This is a genomic window from Chloroflexota bacterium (assembly GCA_026713825.1).
In the GTDB taxonomy this organism is placed as follows: domain Bacteria; phylum Chloroflexota; class Dehalococcoidia; order Lucifugimonadales; family UBA1127; genus UBA1127.
Genome location: JAPONS010000016.1, coordinates 1 through 15,824 on the forward strand (window position 1 = coordinate 1; position 15,824 = coordinate 15,824).

The following is a 15,824-nucleotide window of genomic DNA, read 5'->3' on the forward strand; positions in this document are numbered from 1 at the left end:
GGGGAGCGGGCTTGACCGCGGGGGGGCGCGGCGGCCGCGGGGGGGGGGGCCGCCGGTCGGGCAGCGGTCGGGCGCGGCGCGGCCGCCGCTCGGCGCGGGGCGATCGAGGCGCCGCTGGAGACCGGCGCGACCGCGGCCGCGACGGCCTGGGCCAGCGTCGGCGAGAGGGTCACGCCCTCGCTCTCGCTGAGGTAGTTGACCGTGCGCAGGACGCCGTTGCCGGCGGGCCCCGCCAGCCGGTCAAGCTGGTCAATGGTGATGTCGCCCTTGATCAACCGCCGCGCCAGACGCCGACGCTCATGCTGCTTTTTCCTGGTGCTGCGGTGCTTGAGGGCTGAAACCCTGCTCTTCTTGTACATCGTCTCCCTTTCGACTCTGACTTTACGGCTCGTCGCCGTAGCTGACGGGGTAATCGCGATTGACCCAGCCGGGGGTGCCGTCCTCAATGTTGTACAGCTTCTCGGGGTCGAAGCCCATTGCCGCCGACATCTCACACGCCAGCGCACTCCGCTGCCCCATGGCGCAGATGAAGAGGAGGGTCTTGTCCTTGGGCAGCTCATCGAAGCGGGCCAGCACCTGGTCGACGGGCACCCAGAGGGCGTCCTTCACATGCCCGGCGGTGTACTCGTCCGGGTTGCGCACATCGACGACGGCGACGTTGGGGTCGCTGTCGACCATTTGCTTGGCTTCCTCTGAGCTGATCCGGTAGAAGGGCTCGCCCGGGTTCTTCCTTGGCATGGTTGTCCTCCCTCAGGGTCGTTGTGTCCCGTCCTCTATCGTATGGGCTATGCCCTATCACCGAGAAGCAGCTTCAGCCGCTGCTTCGCACCCTCGGGCCGCGCGTCCGGCGCGGTGACGACGGCCATGTCGAGCGCGTGGCCGCAGGGGCAGTCGCGGTCGCCGGTGAGCTGCGGCACGATGGTCTGCAGCACGGCCTGCGCCGTCGCGACGTTGTGGTGCAGGTTGCGCAGCACAACCTCGACGGTGACCGAATCGTGGTCCGGATGCCATACATCGTAATCGGTCACGCAGGCGAGCGTCCCGTAGCACAGCTCAGCCTCCCGCGCGAGCTTCGCCTCCGGGAGCGCGGTCATGCCGATGACGCCCGCGCCCCAGGAACGGTACAACTGCGACTCGGCAACCGTCGAGAAGGCCGGGCCCTCCATCACGACGTAGGCGCCGCCGTCGTGGACCGTGGCCTCGGCCTCGCGGCAGGCGTCGACGAGGAGGTGGCGGAGGGTGGGGCAGAAGGGCTCGGCGAAACTCACGTGGGCCACGATGCCGTCGCCAAAAAACGAGGACACGCGCTGGCGTGTCCTGTCTATAAGCTGGTCGGGGACCACCATGTGCTGGGGGGCCATTTCCTCCCTGAGGCTGCCGACGGCGCTGATGGAAATGACGCGCTCGACGCCGAGGAGCTTGAGGGCGTAGATGTTGGCGCGGACGGGAAGCTCCGTCGGGGTGAGCCGGTGCCCCACCCCGTGGCGGGAGAGAAAGGCGATCTCGACACCGTGGTAGCTGCCGACGACGATGGGCCCGCTGGGCGCGCCGAAGGGCGTGTTGACGTTGATCTCCTGGACGTCCGTCAGACCCGACAACTCACTGAGGCCGGTGCCGCCGATGACGCCGATGATCGCGCTAGGCATTCGCGGCCCCCGATCGCAGGCTCTCGGCGTAAGGGGGCGTAAAGACGCCGCGCTCGGTGATGATGGCGGTGACGAGGTCGGCGGGGGTCACGTCGAATGCGGGGTTGGAGACCTCGACGCCGTCGGGTGCGGCCACCTCGGACGGGTCACGTTGCTCGACGGGTATCGCGCTGCCCGTGGGGGTGTCCACGTCGACGGTGCTGGAGGGCGCGGCGACGTAGAAGGGCACGCCGTGGGCCTTCGCGAGGACGGCGAGCATGTAGGTGCCGATCTTGTTGGCGACGTCGCCGTTGGCCGCGATGCGGTCGGCGCCCACGATGACCGCGGCGATGCCGCCATCGCGGAGGATGGAGGCCGCGGCGCTGTCGACGATGAGCGTCGTGGGGATGCCCTCTTGGGAGAGCTCCCACGCCGTGAGGCGCGCGCCCTGCAGGAGGGGCCTCGTCTCGGTTGCAACGACATCCTTCAGCTTCCCTTGCTCCCAGGCCGCCCGGACGACGCCGAGGGCGGTGCCGTAGCCGGCCGTCGCGAGGGAGCCGGTGTTGCAGTGGGTGAGCACGCGCGCGCGCAGCGGCAGAAGCGCCGCACCGTGCGCGCCGATGGCCATGTTCGCGCGGAGGTCCTCCGCCTCGATGGCCTGGGCCTCGCGGAGGATGCGCTCAGCGGCGTCGGTCGGGGTTGCAGCGGCGTCGGCGGCGCGGAGGGCGCGGGCGACGGCCCATCGCAGGTTCACGGCGGGCGGACGGGCGGCGGCAAGCTGCCGGGCGGCGGTGGCGAGCTGCTCGCGGAATGCCGGAAGGTCGAGGTGGGAGAGCGCTCGCGCGGCGAGGGTGCGCGCTGCAAGGACGAGGCCGTAGGCGCCTGCGACGCCGATGGCTGGCGCGCCGCGCACCTGCATCGACTGGATGGCGACGACGACGTCCTCCCAGCGCTCGAGCTCGACGAGCTCGACGCGCGCGGGCAGCAGCCGCTGGTCGAGCAGGCGCAGGCGGCCGCCGGTCCACTCGATCGGCCTCACTTGTCCGGTCCTGGCGATTGTCGTAATTGTTTCCCCCCGCGCGCCGGGCAACAAAAAGAGCTTCCCGGCGAGAGAAGCTCTTGACAGAAGAACACTCTCATCGACTCAAGCCACCCTGCAGCTTGACGGCGTTGGCACCGTGTCCCCTTGGGGCCGGTTGCCGGGCATCGTCGGGCCGTTCCCTCAGCCACTCTGGATAAGAGCAGTGCGCCGGTATCTGATTGTTGGTGCCATAGTAGCTGAGGGCCTACAGTGTGTCAAGGAAATACTGCATATGGTTTACCAACGCTGACGCTTATATTGTTGGCTACAACGCCATGCGGCGATGTGGGCGCCGGGAGACGCTGATTCAGACTCAGGGGTTGACCGCAATTGTCAGCGAAACGGCGTAGCCGCCGCCTACTTGTGTCACGCTGCCCAGGAGGCCAAGTTCGACGGGGTCGTCGCGGAGAACGCTGTCGTTTGCGTTGGTCGTAGTGCGGACACCCAGCGCCGAATAGGGCTCCGTTGCGGCGACAGTTTCCGTGATGTCGTCGGGGAAGTACAACTGTGACGCAATCAGGTCCCGTTCATCTGTGCGGGCCTTGAAGTGAATGTGGGCTGTCCTGCCGGAATACTCGCCAGGGTAGACCGTTTCGAACTCGACGAAGCCGCCGAAGTCCGTGATCTGCGTGCCGCGGAGGAACGTCTCTCCCCTGGTGTCCGCGTTGTTAACGCCCTGGCCCGTGTAGCCTGAGTACTGGCCAAGCGCATCCGAGTGCCAAATGTCAACGCTAGCGCCGGGAATCGGCACGCACGTTTCCGCCTCCACGAGACGGAGTTCGACTACAAGGGGTGTGCCTGGCTTGCCCTCGGTGATGTCGCGCCGCTCCATGCCCGGGTCGAAGTAGAACGGGCCTTCCGTTTGCCGAGGGGTGAGGTCACACGAGGGCTGGGTGACATCGACGGAGCCGACTGAACTGCCGGTAGACTCGGGCTCGAGTGAGGAGGACGGTGCGCCCGCCACGGATGCTCCCGCGGCGTCTGGGTCGCTCGAAGCATCCGTGCACGCGACCGAGGCCGGCGCAATCGACAGCAGTGAGGCTAGAACGATGAACCTGATGGCTTTCAACTTCACTCCAGTCCAGTTGCCGATCCGGCACTGAGTATCCGTTCTCACGATTCTACCTGAATAGAACGTGGAACCTTGTGTGAGGATAGGGCGGTCCTTCGCAATGTCCAGTTTCTGAGTCTTACCCCTTTTGGAGCGTTCTTGCTGGCCGTATAGTGGGGCGCAGAACAGGCTGAACGAGGAGGCACGGCATGGGCAGGCTGGACGGCAAGGTGGCGCTCATCAGCGGCGGGGCAAAGGGCCAGGGGGCGACGGAGGCCCGCATGTTCGCCAAGGAGGGCGCGAAGATCGTCATCGGCGACCTGCTGGACGCCGAGGGGCAGGCGGTGGCGGCGGAGATTGCGGAGATGGGCGGCGACTGCACGTACGTGCACCTCAACGTGACGAGCGAGGCCGACTGGCGGGCGGCGGTCGAGACGGCGGTGTCGGAGTACGGCAAGGTGGATGTGCTGATCAACAACGCGGGCATCCTGATGAACGGCCGCGTAGAGGACACGACGGAAGCGGAATGGGACGCTGTGCTCGATGTTAACGCGAAGGGCGTGTTTCTCGGGACGAAGGCGGTCATCGACGAGATGCGGAAGGCGGGGGGCGGTTCCATCATCAACATCTCCTCGACGTCGGGGCTGGTGGGCTCCTTTAACACGACCGCCTACAACGCGTCGAAGGGCGCGGTGCGGCTGCTGACCAAGTCGACGGCGCTGCAATATGGCCGCGAGGGAATCCGGGCGAACTCGATTCACCCGGGGCCCATCGACACGGAGATGATCCAGCTCGTCTGGCAGGACCCGGGCCGGAGCCGCGAGGAGACGGTCGCGAGGATCGCGCTGGGGCGGATCGGGACGGTGGAGGACATCGCGAACGGGGCGCTGTTCCTGGCGTCGGAGGAGTCGTCGTTCATGACGGGGAGCGAGTTGGTGATGGACGGGGGGATGACGGCGTTTTAGGGGGGGAAGGCCCATCCGACGCAGCGAAACCGATGGAAAGTGGCCGCACTGGATGGGTTGCATTTCTCTGTGATGTGGTACAGTAAGACAAATGTTTCCATTCATAAGCGACCAACAACGTGCGACCATCTGCCGCGACGGCAAGGCGGTACTGGTGCAGGTCTTCGTGATGTTTCCGGCGCTGCTGCTGGCCAGTGCGTGGGTGATCTGGTGGGCGGCGGGTCTCCAAGGAAACGATCAGTCCACGGGCGTTTTGGACGATGTGTTCAAGCTGTTCGTGTTCGTCCAAGCGTACATCGTGATGGTCATGGCAGGCCCCGTCATCCTCTGTCACCTAAGCGACCCGGTGGAGACCAGGATGGCCATACGGACGTTGACGGCCAGCCTGTTCAGCCTCTTGCCTCGAGTCGCTCTACTCTTTGAGACGTTGGGGGGCCAGACGGCGACCCTGACAGTCCCGGCGGCCCTCGGCGGTGTGCGATTGGCCGTCCGGCCACAGACGCCCATCTCCGCACCAGGGTTCTTCCCCGGCGCTTCTCCTCAACTGGAATAACTCCACTCCTCCAATAGACCCCGTTCTCCGATTCCCTATTTCTCGTGGATATCGGCTGGGGTGCGCTTTTTTCCAAAACAGCACATTGGAGGAATGTCATGTCTTCATTGAAATTGACAGTAACGGCGCTCATGCTCCTTATCGTCGTCGCGGCTGGAGCGTGCGGGCCGTCGGAGGAAGAGTTGGCGGCGTTGGTTGCGGCAGAAGTCGAGCGGCAGGTGGCGTTGGTGCCGCCCGCACCCCAGGGGGACCAGGGCGAACAGGGACCGCAAGGGCCACAGGGCGTCGAGGGACCGCAAGGGGCGGTCGGGCCGGTGGGGCCACAGGGGTTGACCGGGCCGCAAGGGCCTCAGGGTGCAACGGGGCCGCAGGGGCGCGTCGGGCCGGCAGGGCCGATTGGTCTGCAGGGGCCTAAGGGTGATCCAGGGGCAGCGGGGCCAGCGGGTGCGACCGGCCCGCAGGGCACCGCTCAGATTCCCAAGGTGCTGGAAGTCGAAGAACTGATCGTGCGGAGTGACAACAGCGGCGGGTACCTCCGTCTTGAGGGTGGAACTGGGGGCACGGTCGCCGCAATCGAGTGGTACTCCAGCGACGGCAGCCAGTCTGCAACGCTATGGGGCGGCACCGTTGATGGCATGGTATTGAGCAATCGGAATTCGGACGGCGGCTGGACGCAGTACTGTATTGATGAAGGTATAGCCAGAGTCTGCTAGTAGTCCGCTTAGGCACTTCCGCCTCTCCTAGCCCGTGCCGCCTTCGTGCGGCGCGGGCTTCTGACGCAATGCTCCATGCGTTGCCCGCTTTCCGCCGTTTCACCCCGTCAGCCTTGGGCTGTATACTTAGCACTAAGTCCTGAAGAGGGCGAAGCTGTTGCGGAGGGCATGCTTGTGGCTGGACAGCCCATTATCGCGATTACGATGGGGGACCCTTGCGGCATTGGGCCGGAGGTCATTGCGAAGGCGTTGACTCGGCCTGAGGTGGCTGAGTTGTGCACGCCGGTGGTAATCGGGAACGCCGATATTATGCGGCGGGCCGTGGAGCTGACGGGCGTGGGTCTCGACGTGCGGGCGGTGGAGTCGGTGGAGGATGCCTCGGTCGCCGCTATGGCGGCGGGCGGCGAGGGCTCGGTCACGGTGCTGGACATCGGCAACTACGACGCTGCTGGCATGGTGGCTGGGGAGATCTCGGCGGTTGCCGGCAAGGCGGCGATGGAGTGGGTGGTGCGCGCGGGTGAGCTGTGCCTCGACGGGACCGTCGCGGCGATGGCGACCGCGCCGCTGCACAAGGAGGCCGCGAGCCTTGCGGGGTACGTGGACATTGGCCACATGGAGGTGCTGCAGCGGCTGGCGGAGGCGCCCAAGGTGCTGACGATGCTGATGTCGAAGGGGCTACGCGTGGTGCACCTGACCACGCACCGCTCACTGCGGCGCGCCTGCGAGTACGTCACGCACGACAACATCCTGACGGCGCTGCGTCTGACCGACTCGTCGTTCAAGACGTGGGGAGTCCCGGAGCCGCGCATAGGCGTGGCGGCGCTCAACCCGCACGCCTCCGACGGCGGGCTCATCGGGGACGAGGAGGCGACGGAGATCACGCCCGCGGTCGAGTCGGCTCTCGGGGAGGGGATCAACGCCGTCGGGCCCGTGCCAGCGGACACCGTGTTCCTGCAGGGCGTTCGCGGCGACTATGACGCCATTCTCGCGATGTACCACGATCAGGGGCACATCGCGGTGAAGATGTTCGGGTTCGAGGAGAGCATCACCGTGAACTTGGGGCTCCCCTTCATCCGCACGTCCGTGGACCATGGGACGGCGTTTGACATCGCGTGGCAGAACAAGGCGGACGCGACGAGCATGGTGGAGTCCATCCGTGCTGCGGCAGACCTCGTCACGGGCGAGGGCATCGCGCGGCCGGTGGGGTAATCGGGGCCCAAAGTTAGCCCTTCAAAAGGAACAGGGCGAACGGGGGACGCTGGATACCGGCCTTCGCCGGTATGACGAGAGCGGGAGTATCAATGCGCATTGGTTTCATCGGCGGGGGGACGATGGCGGAGGCCATTCTGAGCGGCGTGCTGGAGCGCGAGCTGGCGTCTGCGGAGGACATTGCGGTGGCCGAGGTCATCGAGAGGCGGCGCGAGTACCTCTCGGAGCGGTACGGCGTCGTCGTGACGGACGACGGCGTGGCGGCGGCGCAGCACGGGAGCCTGGCGCTGCTGGCGGTGAAGCCGCAGGACCTGCCGAAAGCGATGGAGGGGCTGCGGAAGTCGCTGTCAGAGGAGCAGGCGGCGCTGAGCATCGTGGCGGGAGCGACAATCAAGTCGATCAGCAGGGGGCTGGACCACGACAGCATCGTGCGGATCATGCCCAACACCCCGGCGCAAATCGGCGCGGGGGTGAGCGTGTGGACGGCGACGGACAAGACGCCGCCGGAGCGCGTCGAGGAGACGCGGGAGCTGCTGCAGGCCATCGGCAAAGAGGTGTACGTGCCGAGCGAGAAGTACGTCGACATGGCGACGGGGTTGAGCGGCAGCGGACCGGCGTACGTGTTCCTGTTCATCGAGGCGCTGACGGACGCAGGCGTGCAGGTGGGGCTGTCGCGAGACATCGCCGCGACGCTGGCGACGCAGACGGTGCTCGGGAGCGCGCAGCTGCTGCAGCAGAGCGGCCGGCACCCGGCGGAGCTGCGGAACGCGGTGACCTCGCCGGGCGGGACGACGGCGGAGGGGCTGCTGTCGCTCGAGAGCAACCGGTTCCGCGCGGCGGTGATGGAAGCGGTGGAGGCTGCATACGAGAAGGCTGTGCAGCTTGGTGAGGAGGACTAGTGCAAGCTATCGGAGCCCTGCTCATCAACCTGCTGTACCTGTTTGTCTTTGCCATATTCATACGTTCGATTCTGACGTGGTTTCCCATCTCGCCCAACAATCCCATCAAGATGGCGCTGGACCAGCTCACGGAGCCGATCCTCGGCCCCATCCGACGCTACATGCCCCGCTTCGGCATGCTGGACCTGAGCCCGATGATCACCATCATTGTCATCATCTTCCTCATCGTTCCGCTGATGCGCGCCCTGTTCGGGGTCTAGCTCCAACCCAAGTCCGAGGAGGTGCTCACATGCCGATGAAGTGGGAGCAGTCACAGACCGGGGAGATGTGGCGGTGGAAGAAGAACGACAACACCGTGGTCATCCATCTCAACAAGTTCAACGGCACATACCAGGTCTCCGTGGTGCGCTCTATCAGCAGCGCGGGCATGGGACTCTCCGCGGAGGGTTTTGACTCGCTGGAGGAAGCGCAGGAGTGGGCGGCGCTGCTGCTTCGCGAGGACTAGGGCGGCAGCACGCCAAAACTGGGGGAAGCGAACACCATGGACAGGATTCCACTCGCAGGGAAGATCGCCATCGCCGTATTCGCGCTGGCTGCTGCCGTTGCCGTCATCGTCGTGGTCGTGCTCGTCTCAAATGACACGATCGGCGAGAACTGGGGGCTGGGGCTCTTCTCGGTCTTCGCGATACTGGGCGGCATCGGCTTCATCACCGACGCGTTCAAGCGGGAGGGCGCGCCCAAGGCGTTCCTTGCGGTCGTGTTCAAGTTCGCGTCGCTGGGGTTGACGCTGGGGCTCATCGCCGGCGACTGGGGCGAGTACTGGTGGCAACTCACCATCGGCGGGCTGCTCGTGGGCATCGTCGTCGCGCTGGTGGAAGGCCGGATTCGGACGGGTGATGCGCCTCCTCGCGTGTTCCGGCTGGTCGTGTGGAACCTTGTGGGCGTGGCTGCCATCGGCGAGGGCGTGTACAAGCTGACGACGCTCCTGTAACGCCGGACTGCCGATAGCATCGCAGGAGCGGGCCGCGCTGCTGCTGAGCGAGAAGCAAGGCGATGCCGCGCCTGCAGGGAGGAAGCGTGCCCGCGGTAGCTGGATTGCCCGTCAGCGGCAGGAATGCCGTTGTAGTCATTGCCCTGGCGATGATTGTCGTGGTCATTGCGATGATTGTCCTGGTCTCCAATGGGGCCGTTGAAGAGCAGGCAGCCAGAAACTTCTTCGCGTTGTTCGCCATTCTCTTTGGGGCCGGCTTTGTCAGGGACGCGTTCCGGGGTGAAGGCGGGCCGCAGGGCGTCCGCTCGGTGACGCTCAAGTTCACGACGCTGGCATTCACGCTGGGGCTCATCGTGGGCGGGTGGACGGCGAACTGGCTGCTGCTCACCGCCAGCGGGGTGGCCGCGGGCATCCTGTTTTCCGTTGTCGAGAGGCTCATCATCGGGGGCGACGCCCCGAACCGCGCGCTACGGCTGGCGGTCTGGATTCCTGTTGGGCTGGCCGCGATGGGAGAGGGCGCGTACATCATCGCGCCACTGTAGTCTCCGAGACGGTCGAACTCCTCTAACGCCGCAATCGCATCCCTTCCATTCTCCTCGCATTTGCTGCAATCTGTGGCCGATGGAACGCACCCCACAAGGCACGGCAGCCGTAGCGGTCATCGTGGACAGCACGTCGTCATTGACGGCTGCGCACATTGGCGACCTGCCGATTGAGGTTGTCCCGATGCAGGTGAGCGTTGGCGGGCGGAACTACCTGGACGGCGTCGACATCACAGCGGAGGAGTTCTACCGCCTGATCAGGGACGACAGCGTCCCGGCGCAGACGGCCGCGCCCCCGCCTGCGGCCTTCGAGGACGCGTTCCAGCGCGCTTTTGCCGCCGGTCGAGACGTGCTCTGCATTACGACCACCTCGAAGTTGAGCGCGACGTACAGCATCGCGACGGCCGCGCTGGAGTTCACGTTGGCGTCATTTCCTGAGCGCCGGGGCGTCGTGATTGACAGCGCGACTGCGGGAGGCGCGGAGGCGCTCGTGGCGCTGGCGGCTGCGCGACTGGCGGCCGACAGCGCGAGGCTCGAGGCGGTGGAAGAGGTCGCGAGGAGTATCGTCGGGCGGGTGTACTTCATCGGCATCCTGGAGTCGTTGCGGCGGCTGCAGTTCGGCGGGCGCGTGCCTCGGGCGGCCATGTGGGCGGCGTCGCTGCTGAACATCAAGCCGATCCTGGGCATCTGGCCGGGCGAGGGCGAGGTCCGGATGGTGGCGCGGCCCCGCACAAGGGCAAGGGCCATCGAGAGGGTGCTGGACACCATGGCCGAGGAGACCGGCGGGAGGCCGGTGCGCGTGGTGGTCATGCACGCTGCCGCCGCGGAGGACGCCGAGGAGATACACCGCCGGATCTCGGAGCGGTTCGAGTGCAGGGAGAGCCTCATCGTGCCGTTCACGCCGGTCATCGGCGCGCATACGGGGCCGGGCCTGCTGGGCGTAGCCTTCTACGCGGAGGAGTAGGCCTGCTCCCATTGCGTCGTTATCAAGAGAACGGGTTTTGGCTTGTTCCGTCGCCCATCCCACCCTGATATAATCGCAGCGACGGCCACAGCCGCCGGACTGCGCCAGCAGGCAATACAGGGGGGCCTGTCGAGGCCAATGAACGCATCAGCGCAACGCTGGTAAGGAGCGATTCGTGACGGACGCGAGAATAGTGGTGACAGGGATAGGCGTGGTCAGCCCCATCGGCCTGACGGCGGACGCGACGTGGGAGTCGCTGGTTGCGGGGAAGTCGGGCGTCGGGCGCATCAGCGCTTTTGACCCGGAGGGGTTTGAGACGACGATTGCCGCGGAGATCCCTGAGTTTGACCCGACGAACTACATGGACCGCAAGGAAGCCCGCCGAGCCGACCGGTTCTCGCAGTTTGCGCTTGCCGCGGCGCGGGAGGCGCTGGGGCAGGCGGACCTGCTGCGCGAGGAGCCGCTGGGCGACCGGGTGTCGTCGCTCATCGCGAGCGGCGTGGGCGGCATCATCACGCTGTCCGAGCAGTACGACGTGCTGCGGGAGAAGGGCCCGAAGCGCATCAGCCCGTTCCTTGTCCCCATGATGCTGGTGGACATGGCGGGCGGCAACGTCTCGATCACCTACGGCGCGCGCGGACCCAGCTTCGCCACGGTGTCCGCATGCGCCAGTGGCGCGGACGCCATCGGCATGGGCATGGACCTCATCCGCAAGGGCGACATCGACGTGGCCATCTGCGGCGGCTCCGAGGCGCCCATCTGCCCCATTGCCGTAGCGGGCTTCAACTCGGCGGGCGCGCTCTCGCGGAACAACGAGGTGCCTGAGGCGGCCTCGCGCCCCTTCGACGCGCAGCGCGACGGCTTCATCATCGGCGAGGGCGGGGCGGTCCTCATCATCGAGCGGCTGGAGCACGCGCTGGCGCGCGGCGCGCGGCCGATCGTCGAGCTTGGGGGCTACGGCGTCACCTCGGACGCGTCGCACATCACGCAGCCGGCGCCCTTCGGCGAGGGCGGCGCGCGGGCGATGCGGCAGGCCATCGCGGGGGCGGGCCTCAAGCCGGAGGACGTCGACTACATCAACGCCCACGGCACATCGACGCCCATCAACGACAAGGCGGAGACGGACGCCGTCAAGTCCGTCTGGGGTGAGGACGCACACAAGGTGGCGATCAGCTCGTCCAAGTCGATGACGGGGCACCTGCTGGGGGCCGCGGGCGCCATCGAGTCGGCGATCTGCGTGATGGCGATCGAACGCGGCGCCATCCCGCCCACCATCAATCTGACCAACCCGGACCCGGAGTGCGACCTGGACTACACGCCGCACAACGCCCGGATGACGAAGGTGGACGTGGCCATGACCAACTCCCTGGGGTTTGGCGGCCACAACACCTCACTGCTCTTCCATCGGTTCGAAGCGTAGCCGGGCCGCCCCGAATGGCGGGTGACTCACTACCGCCCCGCCCCAGATGGGCGCTTGCACCCCGCGTGCCCGACGAGGCCGTTGAGGCGCTGCGGCTGCCCCGGCTGTGGGCGCAGCTCCTCTACAACCGGGGCATCGAGACGCGCGACATGGCGTGGGAGCTCCTGCACGCCTCAGAGGACGCGCTGCACGACCCGTTCCTCTTCTCCGAGATGGATGCCGCCGTCGACCGCGTGATGTTGGCGGTGACTGAGGGGGAGACGATCGCCATCTTCGGCGACTTCGACACGGACGGCGTCACGGCGTCCGTGCTGCTGTACGAATCGCTGCTCGCGGCAGGAGGGGACGCATTCGTCCACCTGCCGCACCGGGTGCGCGACGGGCACGGGCTGAACGCCGAGGCGGTGACGGCCATCGCGGAACAAGGCGCGTCGCTCATCATCACCGTCGACTGCGGCATCACCTCTGGCGAGGAGGTGCGGCTGGCCAAAGGCCTCGACATGGACGTCATCCTGACGGATCACCACGCGCCCATAGGGACGCCGCCCGAGGCGTTCGCCATGGTCACGCCCACGGAGGCCTACCCCTTCCCGTTCCTCACGGGCGCTGGGCTGGCGTTCAAGCTGGTGCAGGCCATCCACAGCCGGATGGAGACGCCCGTGCCCGCCGGCGCGCTGGAGCTTGCATCTCTGGGCACGGTTGCGGACATGGCCCCTCTGCTCGGCGAGAACCGGGCGATAGCGACGCTGGGGCTGGAGCGACTGCGCGAGACGGAGCGGCCCGGCCTGCTGGCGCTGCTTGCGTCGGCGGGCGTGTCGCGGGAGACGCTGGACCACGAGTCGATCCCGTTCATCATCGCGCCGCGCCTCAACGCCGCCGGGCGCATGGACAGCCCCGACCTTGCCTTCAGCCTGCTGACGGAGGAGGACCCGTCCGCCGCGCAGGAGCTGGCGTCGCGCATCGAGATGCTCAACCGCGAGCGGCGGGCGCTCACGCAGGAGCTGCTGGACGAGGGGATGCGGCTGGCGGGGCCGCAGGTGGCGGATGGCGAGCGGCTCCTGTTCCTCGCGGGCGAGCAGTTCAACCCCGGCGTCAGCGGGCTCGTGGCCGGCCGGCTTGTCGAGCGATTCTCGCGACCCGCCATTGTGGTAGCTATCGACGGTGACATTGCCCGCGCGAGCGGGCGCAGCATCGCGGACTTTCACCTCGCCAACGCGCTCGCGGAATGCGGCGAGCGCTTCCTGCATTTCGGCGGGCACCCGGCTGCGGCCGGGTTTGTGGCGCGGACGGATGACCTCGACGCCATCCGCGCGTCGTTGCAGGCGCTCGCGCGGGAGCGGCTCCACGACGCGACGCTGGAGCCGACGCTGCGCGTGGACGCCGAGGCAAGCTTCGCCGAGATGCCGGGGCAGACGATGGGCTTCCTCCAACGGCTGGCCCCGTTCGGGCAGGAAAACCCGCCGCCAGCGTTCCTCGCAAGGGAGGTCGCGGTGACCGGCGTGCGCCGGATGGGCAGCGAGGGACAACACATGCGGCTGCAGCTTCGACAAGACGGCACGACGTGGGAGGCCGTCGCGTTCAACCAGTCGTGGCCGGAGGACTTCGACGAGCGGGGGGCGATTGACGTGGTGTATACGCCCGAGAGCAACACATTCAACGGGCGCACACGGCTGCAGATGCGGGTGGTGGACTTGCGGGCGGCGGGGGACGGCTAGCGGGGGCGCCACTGCCTGAGCAGTCAGCCTCCCCCGCGCCATTAAGTGACGTCTTGGACCTGTGGCTTCTCTCCCAGTCGTCTTCCAGGGTGGACGTGTCGCCGAGGGGGAGGCCGAGCTCCTCCGCCTTCAGGAGGCGGCGCATGATCTTGCCGCTGCGGGCGCTCGACCCGCGGGCGGCAGGTGAGGGAGGCGGTGGGAGTCGCCGTAGGCGCGGTCGCCGGTGATGGCGTGGGGGCCGACGTGGCGTAGGGGTGGTGTGGCGGTCGTCTAAGCGCTGCTTCCACTGCCGCGCTGGTCTGACACACGCAGCCCTCCGTAATCCAGGGCGGGATACTGAGACGCAGACCCGAAGTCCCACGGATCGTCGCCAGTGCCGTCGCCGTCCAGGTCCACGTTCCAATCGGCGTAGATGCCGGTGTAACCGGTGGGCGACTGCAACTCGCTGGTGGTCTTGCCCATTCCGCCGTTGCTGGTAGACAGACCGGATGTCTGCGTGTCCCAGTAACTGGCCGTTGCGGTCCCAGCGTCTAGTCCGATTACGGTGTCGTCTCCAACCAGCCCGCCCAGGGCGCCGCCCCGGTAAAGGCGAGAAACCGCCCCTGTTGCATAGCTTGCACTGATGGTTCCACTGTTAACACCCACCAGACCGCCGATCTCTTGATTGCCGGATACCGTCCCCCCTGCATAGCTTGCACTGATGGTTCCACTGTTAACACCCACCAGACCGCCGACGGAAGTTATATGGCCAGTGGGCTCCCCGCTGCGAAACACCTCCCCTGTTGCATAGCTGGCAGTGATGCTCCCATCGTTTTCACCCACCAGACCGCCGATGCTTCTGGTGCCGGATACCGTCCCCGTTCCGTAGCTGCCAGTGATGATCCCCCCGTTAGCGTTACCACCCACCAGACCGCCGATGCTCCTGGCGCCGGATACCGTCCCCGTTGCGTAGCTGCCAGTGATGATCCCCCCGTTACCGTTACCGCCCACCAGACCGCCGATGCCGCTGCCGCCGGATACCGCCCCTGTTGCATAGCTGGCACTGATGGTTCCACTGTTACCACCCACCAGACCGCCGATCGCTACACTGCCGGATACCGTCCCCCCTGCATAGCTTGCGCTGATGGTTCCTCTATTACGACCCACCAGACCGCCGAAGGAAGTTTTATGGCCAGCGGGCTCTCCGCTGCGAAACACCTCCCCTGTTGCATAGCTGGCAGTGATGCTCCCATCGTTTTCACCCACCAGACCGCCGATCATTTCATTGCCGGACACCATTCCCGTTGCGTGGCTTTCAGTGATGGTTCCACTGTTATCGCCCACCAGACCGCCGATCAAATAATTGCCGGATACCGTCCCCGTTGCGTAACTGCCAATGATGGTCCCTACATTGAATTTCTGACCCACCAGACCGCCGATCGAGTTATTGCCGGACACCATCCCCGTCGCATAGCTGTTAGTGATGGTTCCCCCATTGTCCCTACCCACCAGTCCACCAACCATGAACTCACTGCCGTGTGTTTCTACTTCGGCATGGCTGGCGCTTATCGTCCCTGCGTTCCACCCTACCAGTCCGCCGATCCAGCGAGCACCGGACACCGTCCCCGTTGCATAGCTGGCAGTGATGATCCCACCGTTAGAACCGACCAACCCGCCAACGAACTCTCCACCGATGATCCTGACCCCGGTCAGCGCCACATTACGTATCACGCCCGTGTCGTCCACACTGCCGAACAGCCCAACATAAGCGGTCGCCGGTCTGTTGATGAACAGGCCAGAGACGGTGTTGTCGTTCCCCTCGAACGTGGCGGTGAACTCCGCTCGCCCAACATTGACAGGCTGCCAGCCCTCGCCCGTGTTGTACGGAGCGACGTCCAGGTCTATGCCGGACGTCAACTCGTAGCCGGTGCAATCTAAGGACGGGCACCCCATGCCAGTTGCCGCGTTCGGGAACGCCGAGGAATAGTCCGACGCGTTCGCGGAAGCGGGTGCGCCATCGCCGTCCAGGTCCCAGCGGATGGCATTCAACTGCGCCGCACTCGATACCTCGATCAGGCCGTCGTCGTCAGCGTCGTAGTCGGTGCCCGGCACCGCTG

General features: G+C 66.4%; 18 protein-coding genes and 1 riboswitch. Of the genes, 12 read left to right on the top strand and 6 right to left on the bottom strand.

The window, feature by feature from the left end:
- From OXC99_02035 to OXC99_02055, 5 genes are all read right to left on the bottom strand, one after another.
- A partial coding sequence (locus tag OXC99_02035; protein ID MCY4623776.1) for a hypothetical protein occupies positions 1-359 on the bottom strand: 359 nt, incomplete at its 3' end.
- A 22-nt stretch (positions 360-381) separates the two neighbouring features.
- Complete coding sequence (locus OXC99_02040) at positions 382-738, bottom strand: rhodanese-like domain-containing protein (GenBank protein ID MCY4623777.1); 357 nt, start codon at positions 736-738, stop codon at positions 382-384.
- 47 nt (positions 739-785) lie between these two features.
- Positions 786-1,646 (bottom strand): S-methyl-5'-thioadenosine phosphorylase, encoded by an 861-nt coding sequence (mtnP, locus tag OXC99_02045; GenBank protein MCY4623778.1) that lies wholly within the window; start codon positions 1,644-1,646, stop codon positions 786-788.
- Positions 1,639-2,664 (bottom strand): S-methyl-5-thioribose-1-phosphate isomerase, encoded by a 1,026-nt coding sequence (mtnA, locus tag OXC99_02050; protein MCY4623779.1) that lies wholly within the window; start codon positions 2,662-2,664, stop codon positions 1,639-1,641. The genes mtnP and mtnA overlap by 8 nt, the downstream gene beginning before the upstream one ends.
- 94 nt (positions 2,665-2,758) lie before the next feature.
- Positions 2,759-2,867, bottom strand: a riboswitch (SAM riboswitch).
- Positions 2,868-3,019: 152 nt separating this feature from the next.
- Positions 3,020-3,775, bottom strand: coding sequence for an intradiol ring-cleavage dioxygenase (locus OXC99_02055; protein ID MCY4623780.1), 756 nt, complete (start codon positions 3,773-3,775; stop codon positions 3,020-3,022).
- Positions 3,776-3,966: 191 nt separating this feature from the next.
- Between OXC99_02055 and OXC99_02060 the strand changes: the two genes are divergently transcribed.
- From OXC99_02060 to recJ, 12 genes are all read left to right on the top strand, one after another.
- Entirely contained in the window at positions 3,967-4,722 is a 756-nt protein-coding gene (locus tag OXC99_02060; GenBank protein MCY4623781.1) for a glucose 1-dehydrogenase, read from the top strand.
- 91 nt (positions 4,723-4,813) lie between these two features.
- Positions 4,814-5,275 (top strand): hypothetical protein, encoded by a 462-nt coding sequence (locus OXC99_02065; GenBank protein ID MCY4623782.1) that lies wholly within the window; start codon positions 4,814-4,816, stop codon positions 5,273-5,275.
- Between the two features lie 98 nt (positions 5,276-5,373).
- Positions 5,374-5,988 carry a hypothetical protein gene (locus tag OXC99_02070; GenBank protein MCY4623783.1) on the top strand — a complete coding sequence of 205 codons (615 nt, stop codon included), beginning with the start codon at positions 5,374-5,376 and terminating at the stop codon, positions 5,986-5,988.
- 174 nt (positions 5,989-6,162) lie between these two features.
- The gene (gene pdxA / locus OXC99_02075; protein MCY4623784.1) at positions 6,163-7,197 is read left to right on the top strand and encodes a 4-hydroxythreonine-4-phosphate dehydrogenase PdxA; all 1,035 of its coding nucleotides are present in this window, start codon (positions 6,163-6,165) and stop codon (positions 7,195-7,197) included.
- Positions 7,198-7,289: 92 nt separating this feature from the next.
- Positions 7,290-8,096, top strand: a complete 807-nt coding sequence (gene proC / locus OXC99_02080) for a pyrroline-5-carboxylate reductase (protein ID MCY4623785.1) — start codon at positions 7,290-7,292, stop codon at positions 8,094-8,096.
- Positions 8,096-8,356, top strand: coding sequence for a YggT family protein (locus OXC99_02085; GenBank protein ID MCY4623786.1), 261 nt, complete (start codon positions 8,096-8,098; stop codon positions 8,354-8,356). The genes proC and OXC99_02085 overlap by 1 nt, the downstream gene beginning before the upstream one ends.
- Before the next feature lie 29 nt (positions 8,357-8,385).
- Positions 8,386-8,601, top strand: coding sequence for a hypothetical protein (locus OXC99_02090; protein MCY4623787.1), 216 nt, complete (start codon positions 8,386-8,388; stop codon positions 8,599-8,601).
- Between the two features lie 36 nt (positions 8,602-8,637).
- The gene (locus OXC99_02095; GenBank protein ID MCY4623788.1) at positions 8,638-9,087 is read left to right on the top strand and encodes a hypothetical protein; all 450 of its coding nucleotides are present in this window, start codon (positions 8,638-8,640) and stop codon (positions 9,085-9,087) included.
- Between the two features lie 86 nt (positions 9,088-9,173).
- Positions 9,174-9,629 (top strand): hypothetical protein, encoded by a 456-nt coding sequence (locus tag OXC99_02100; GenBank protein ID MCY4623789.1) that lies wholly within the window; start codon positions 9,174-9,176, stop codon positions 9,627-9,629.
- A 79-nt stretch (positions 9,630-9,708) separates the two neighbouring features.
- Complete coding sequence (locus tag OXC99_02105; GenBank protein MCY4623790.1) at positions 9,709-10,593, top strand: DegV family protein; 885 nt, start codon at positions 9,709-9,711, stop codon at positions 10,591-10,593.
- A gap of 175 nt (positions 10,594-10,768) precedes the next feature.
- Positions 10,769-12,013 (top strand): beta-ketoacyl-ACP synthase II, encoded by a 1,245-nt coding sequence (fabF, locus tag OXC99_02110; GenBank protein ID MCY4623791.1) that lies wholly within the window; start codon positions 10,769-10,771, stop codon positions 12,011-12,013.
- Positions 12,014-12,078: 65 nt separating this feature from the next.
- Complete coding sequence (gene recJ, locus OXC99_02115; GenBank protein ID MCY4623792.1) at positions 12,079-13,728, top strand: single-stranded-DNA-specific exonuclease RecJ; 1,650 nt, start codon at positions 12,079-12,081, stop codon at positions 13,726-13,728.
- A gap of 270 nt (positions 13,729-13,998) precedes the next feature.
- On the opposite strand, the gene OXC99_02120 is transcribed toward recJ, so the two are convergent.
- Positions 13,999-15,819 (bottom strand): hypothetical protein, encoded by a 1,821-nt coding sequence (locus tag OXC99_02120; protein ID MCY4623793.1) that lies wholly within the window; start codon positions 15,817-15,819, stop codon positions 13,999-14,001.
- Between the last annotated feature and the right edge of the window lie 5 nt (positions 15,820-15,824).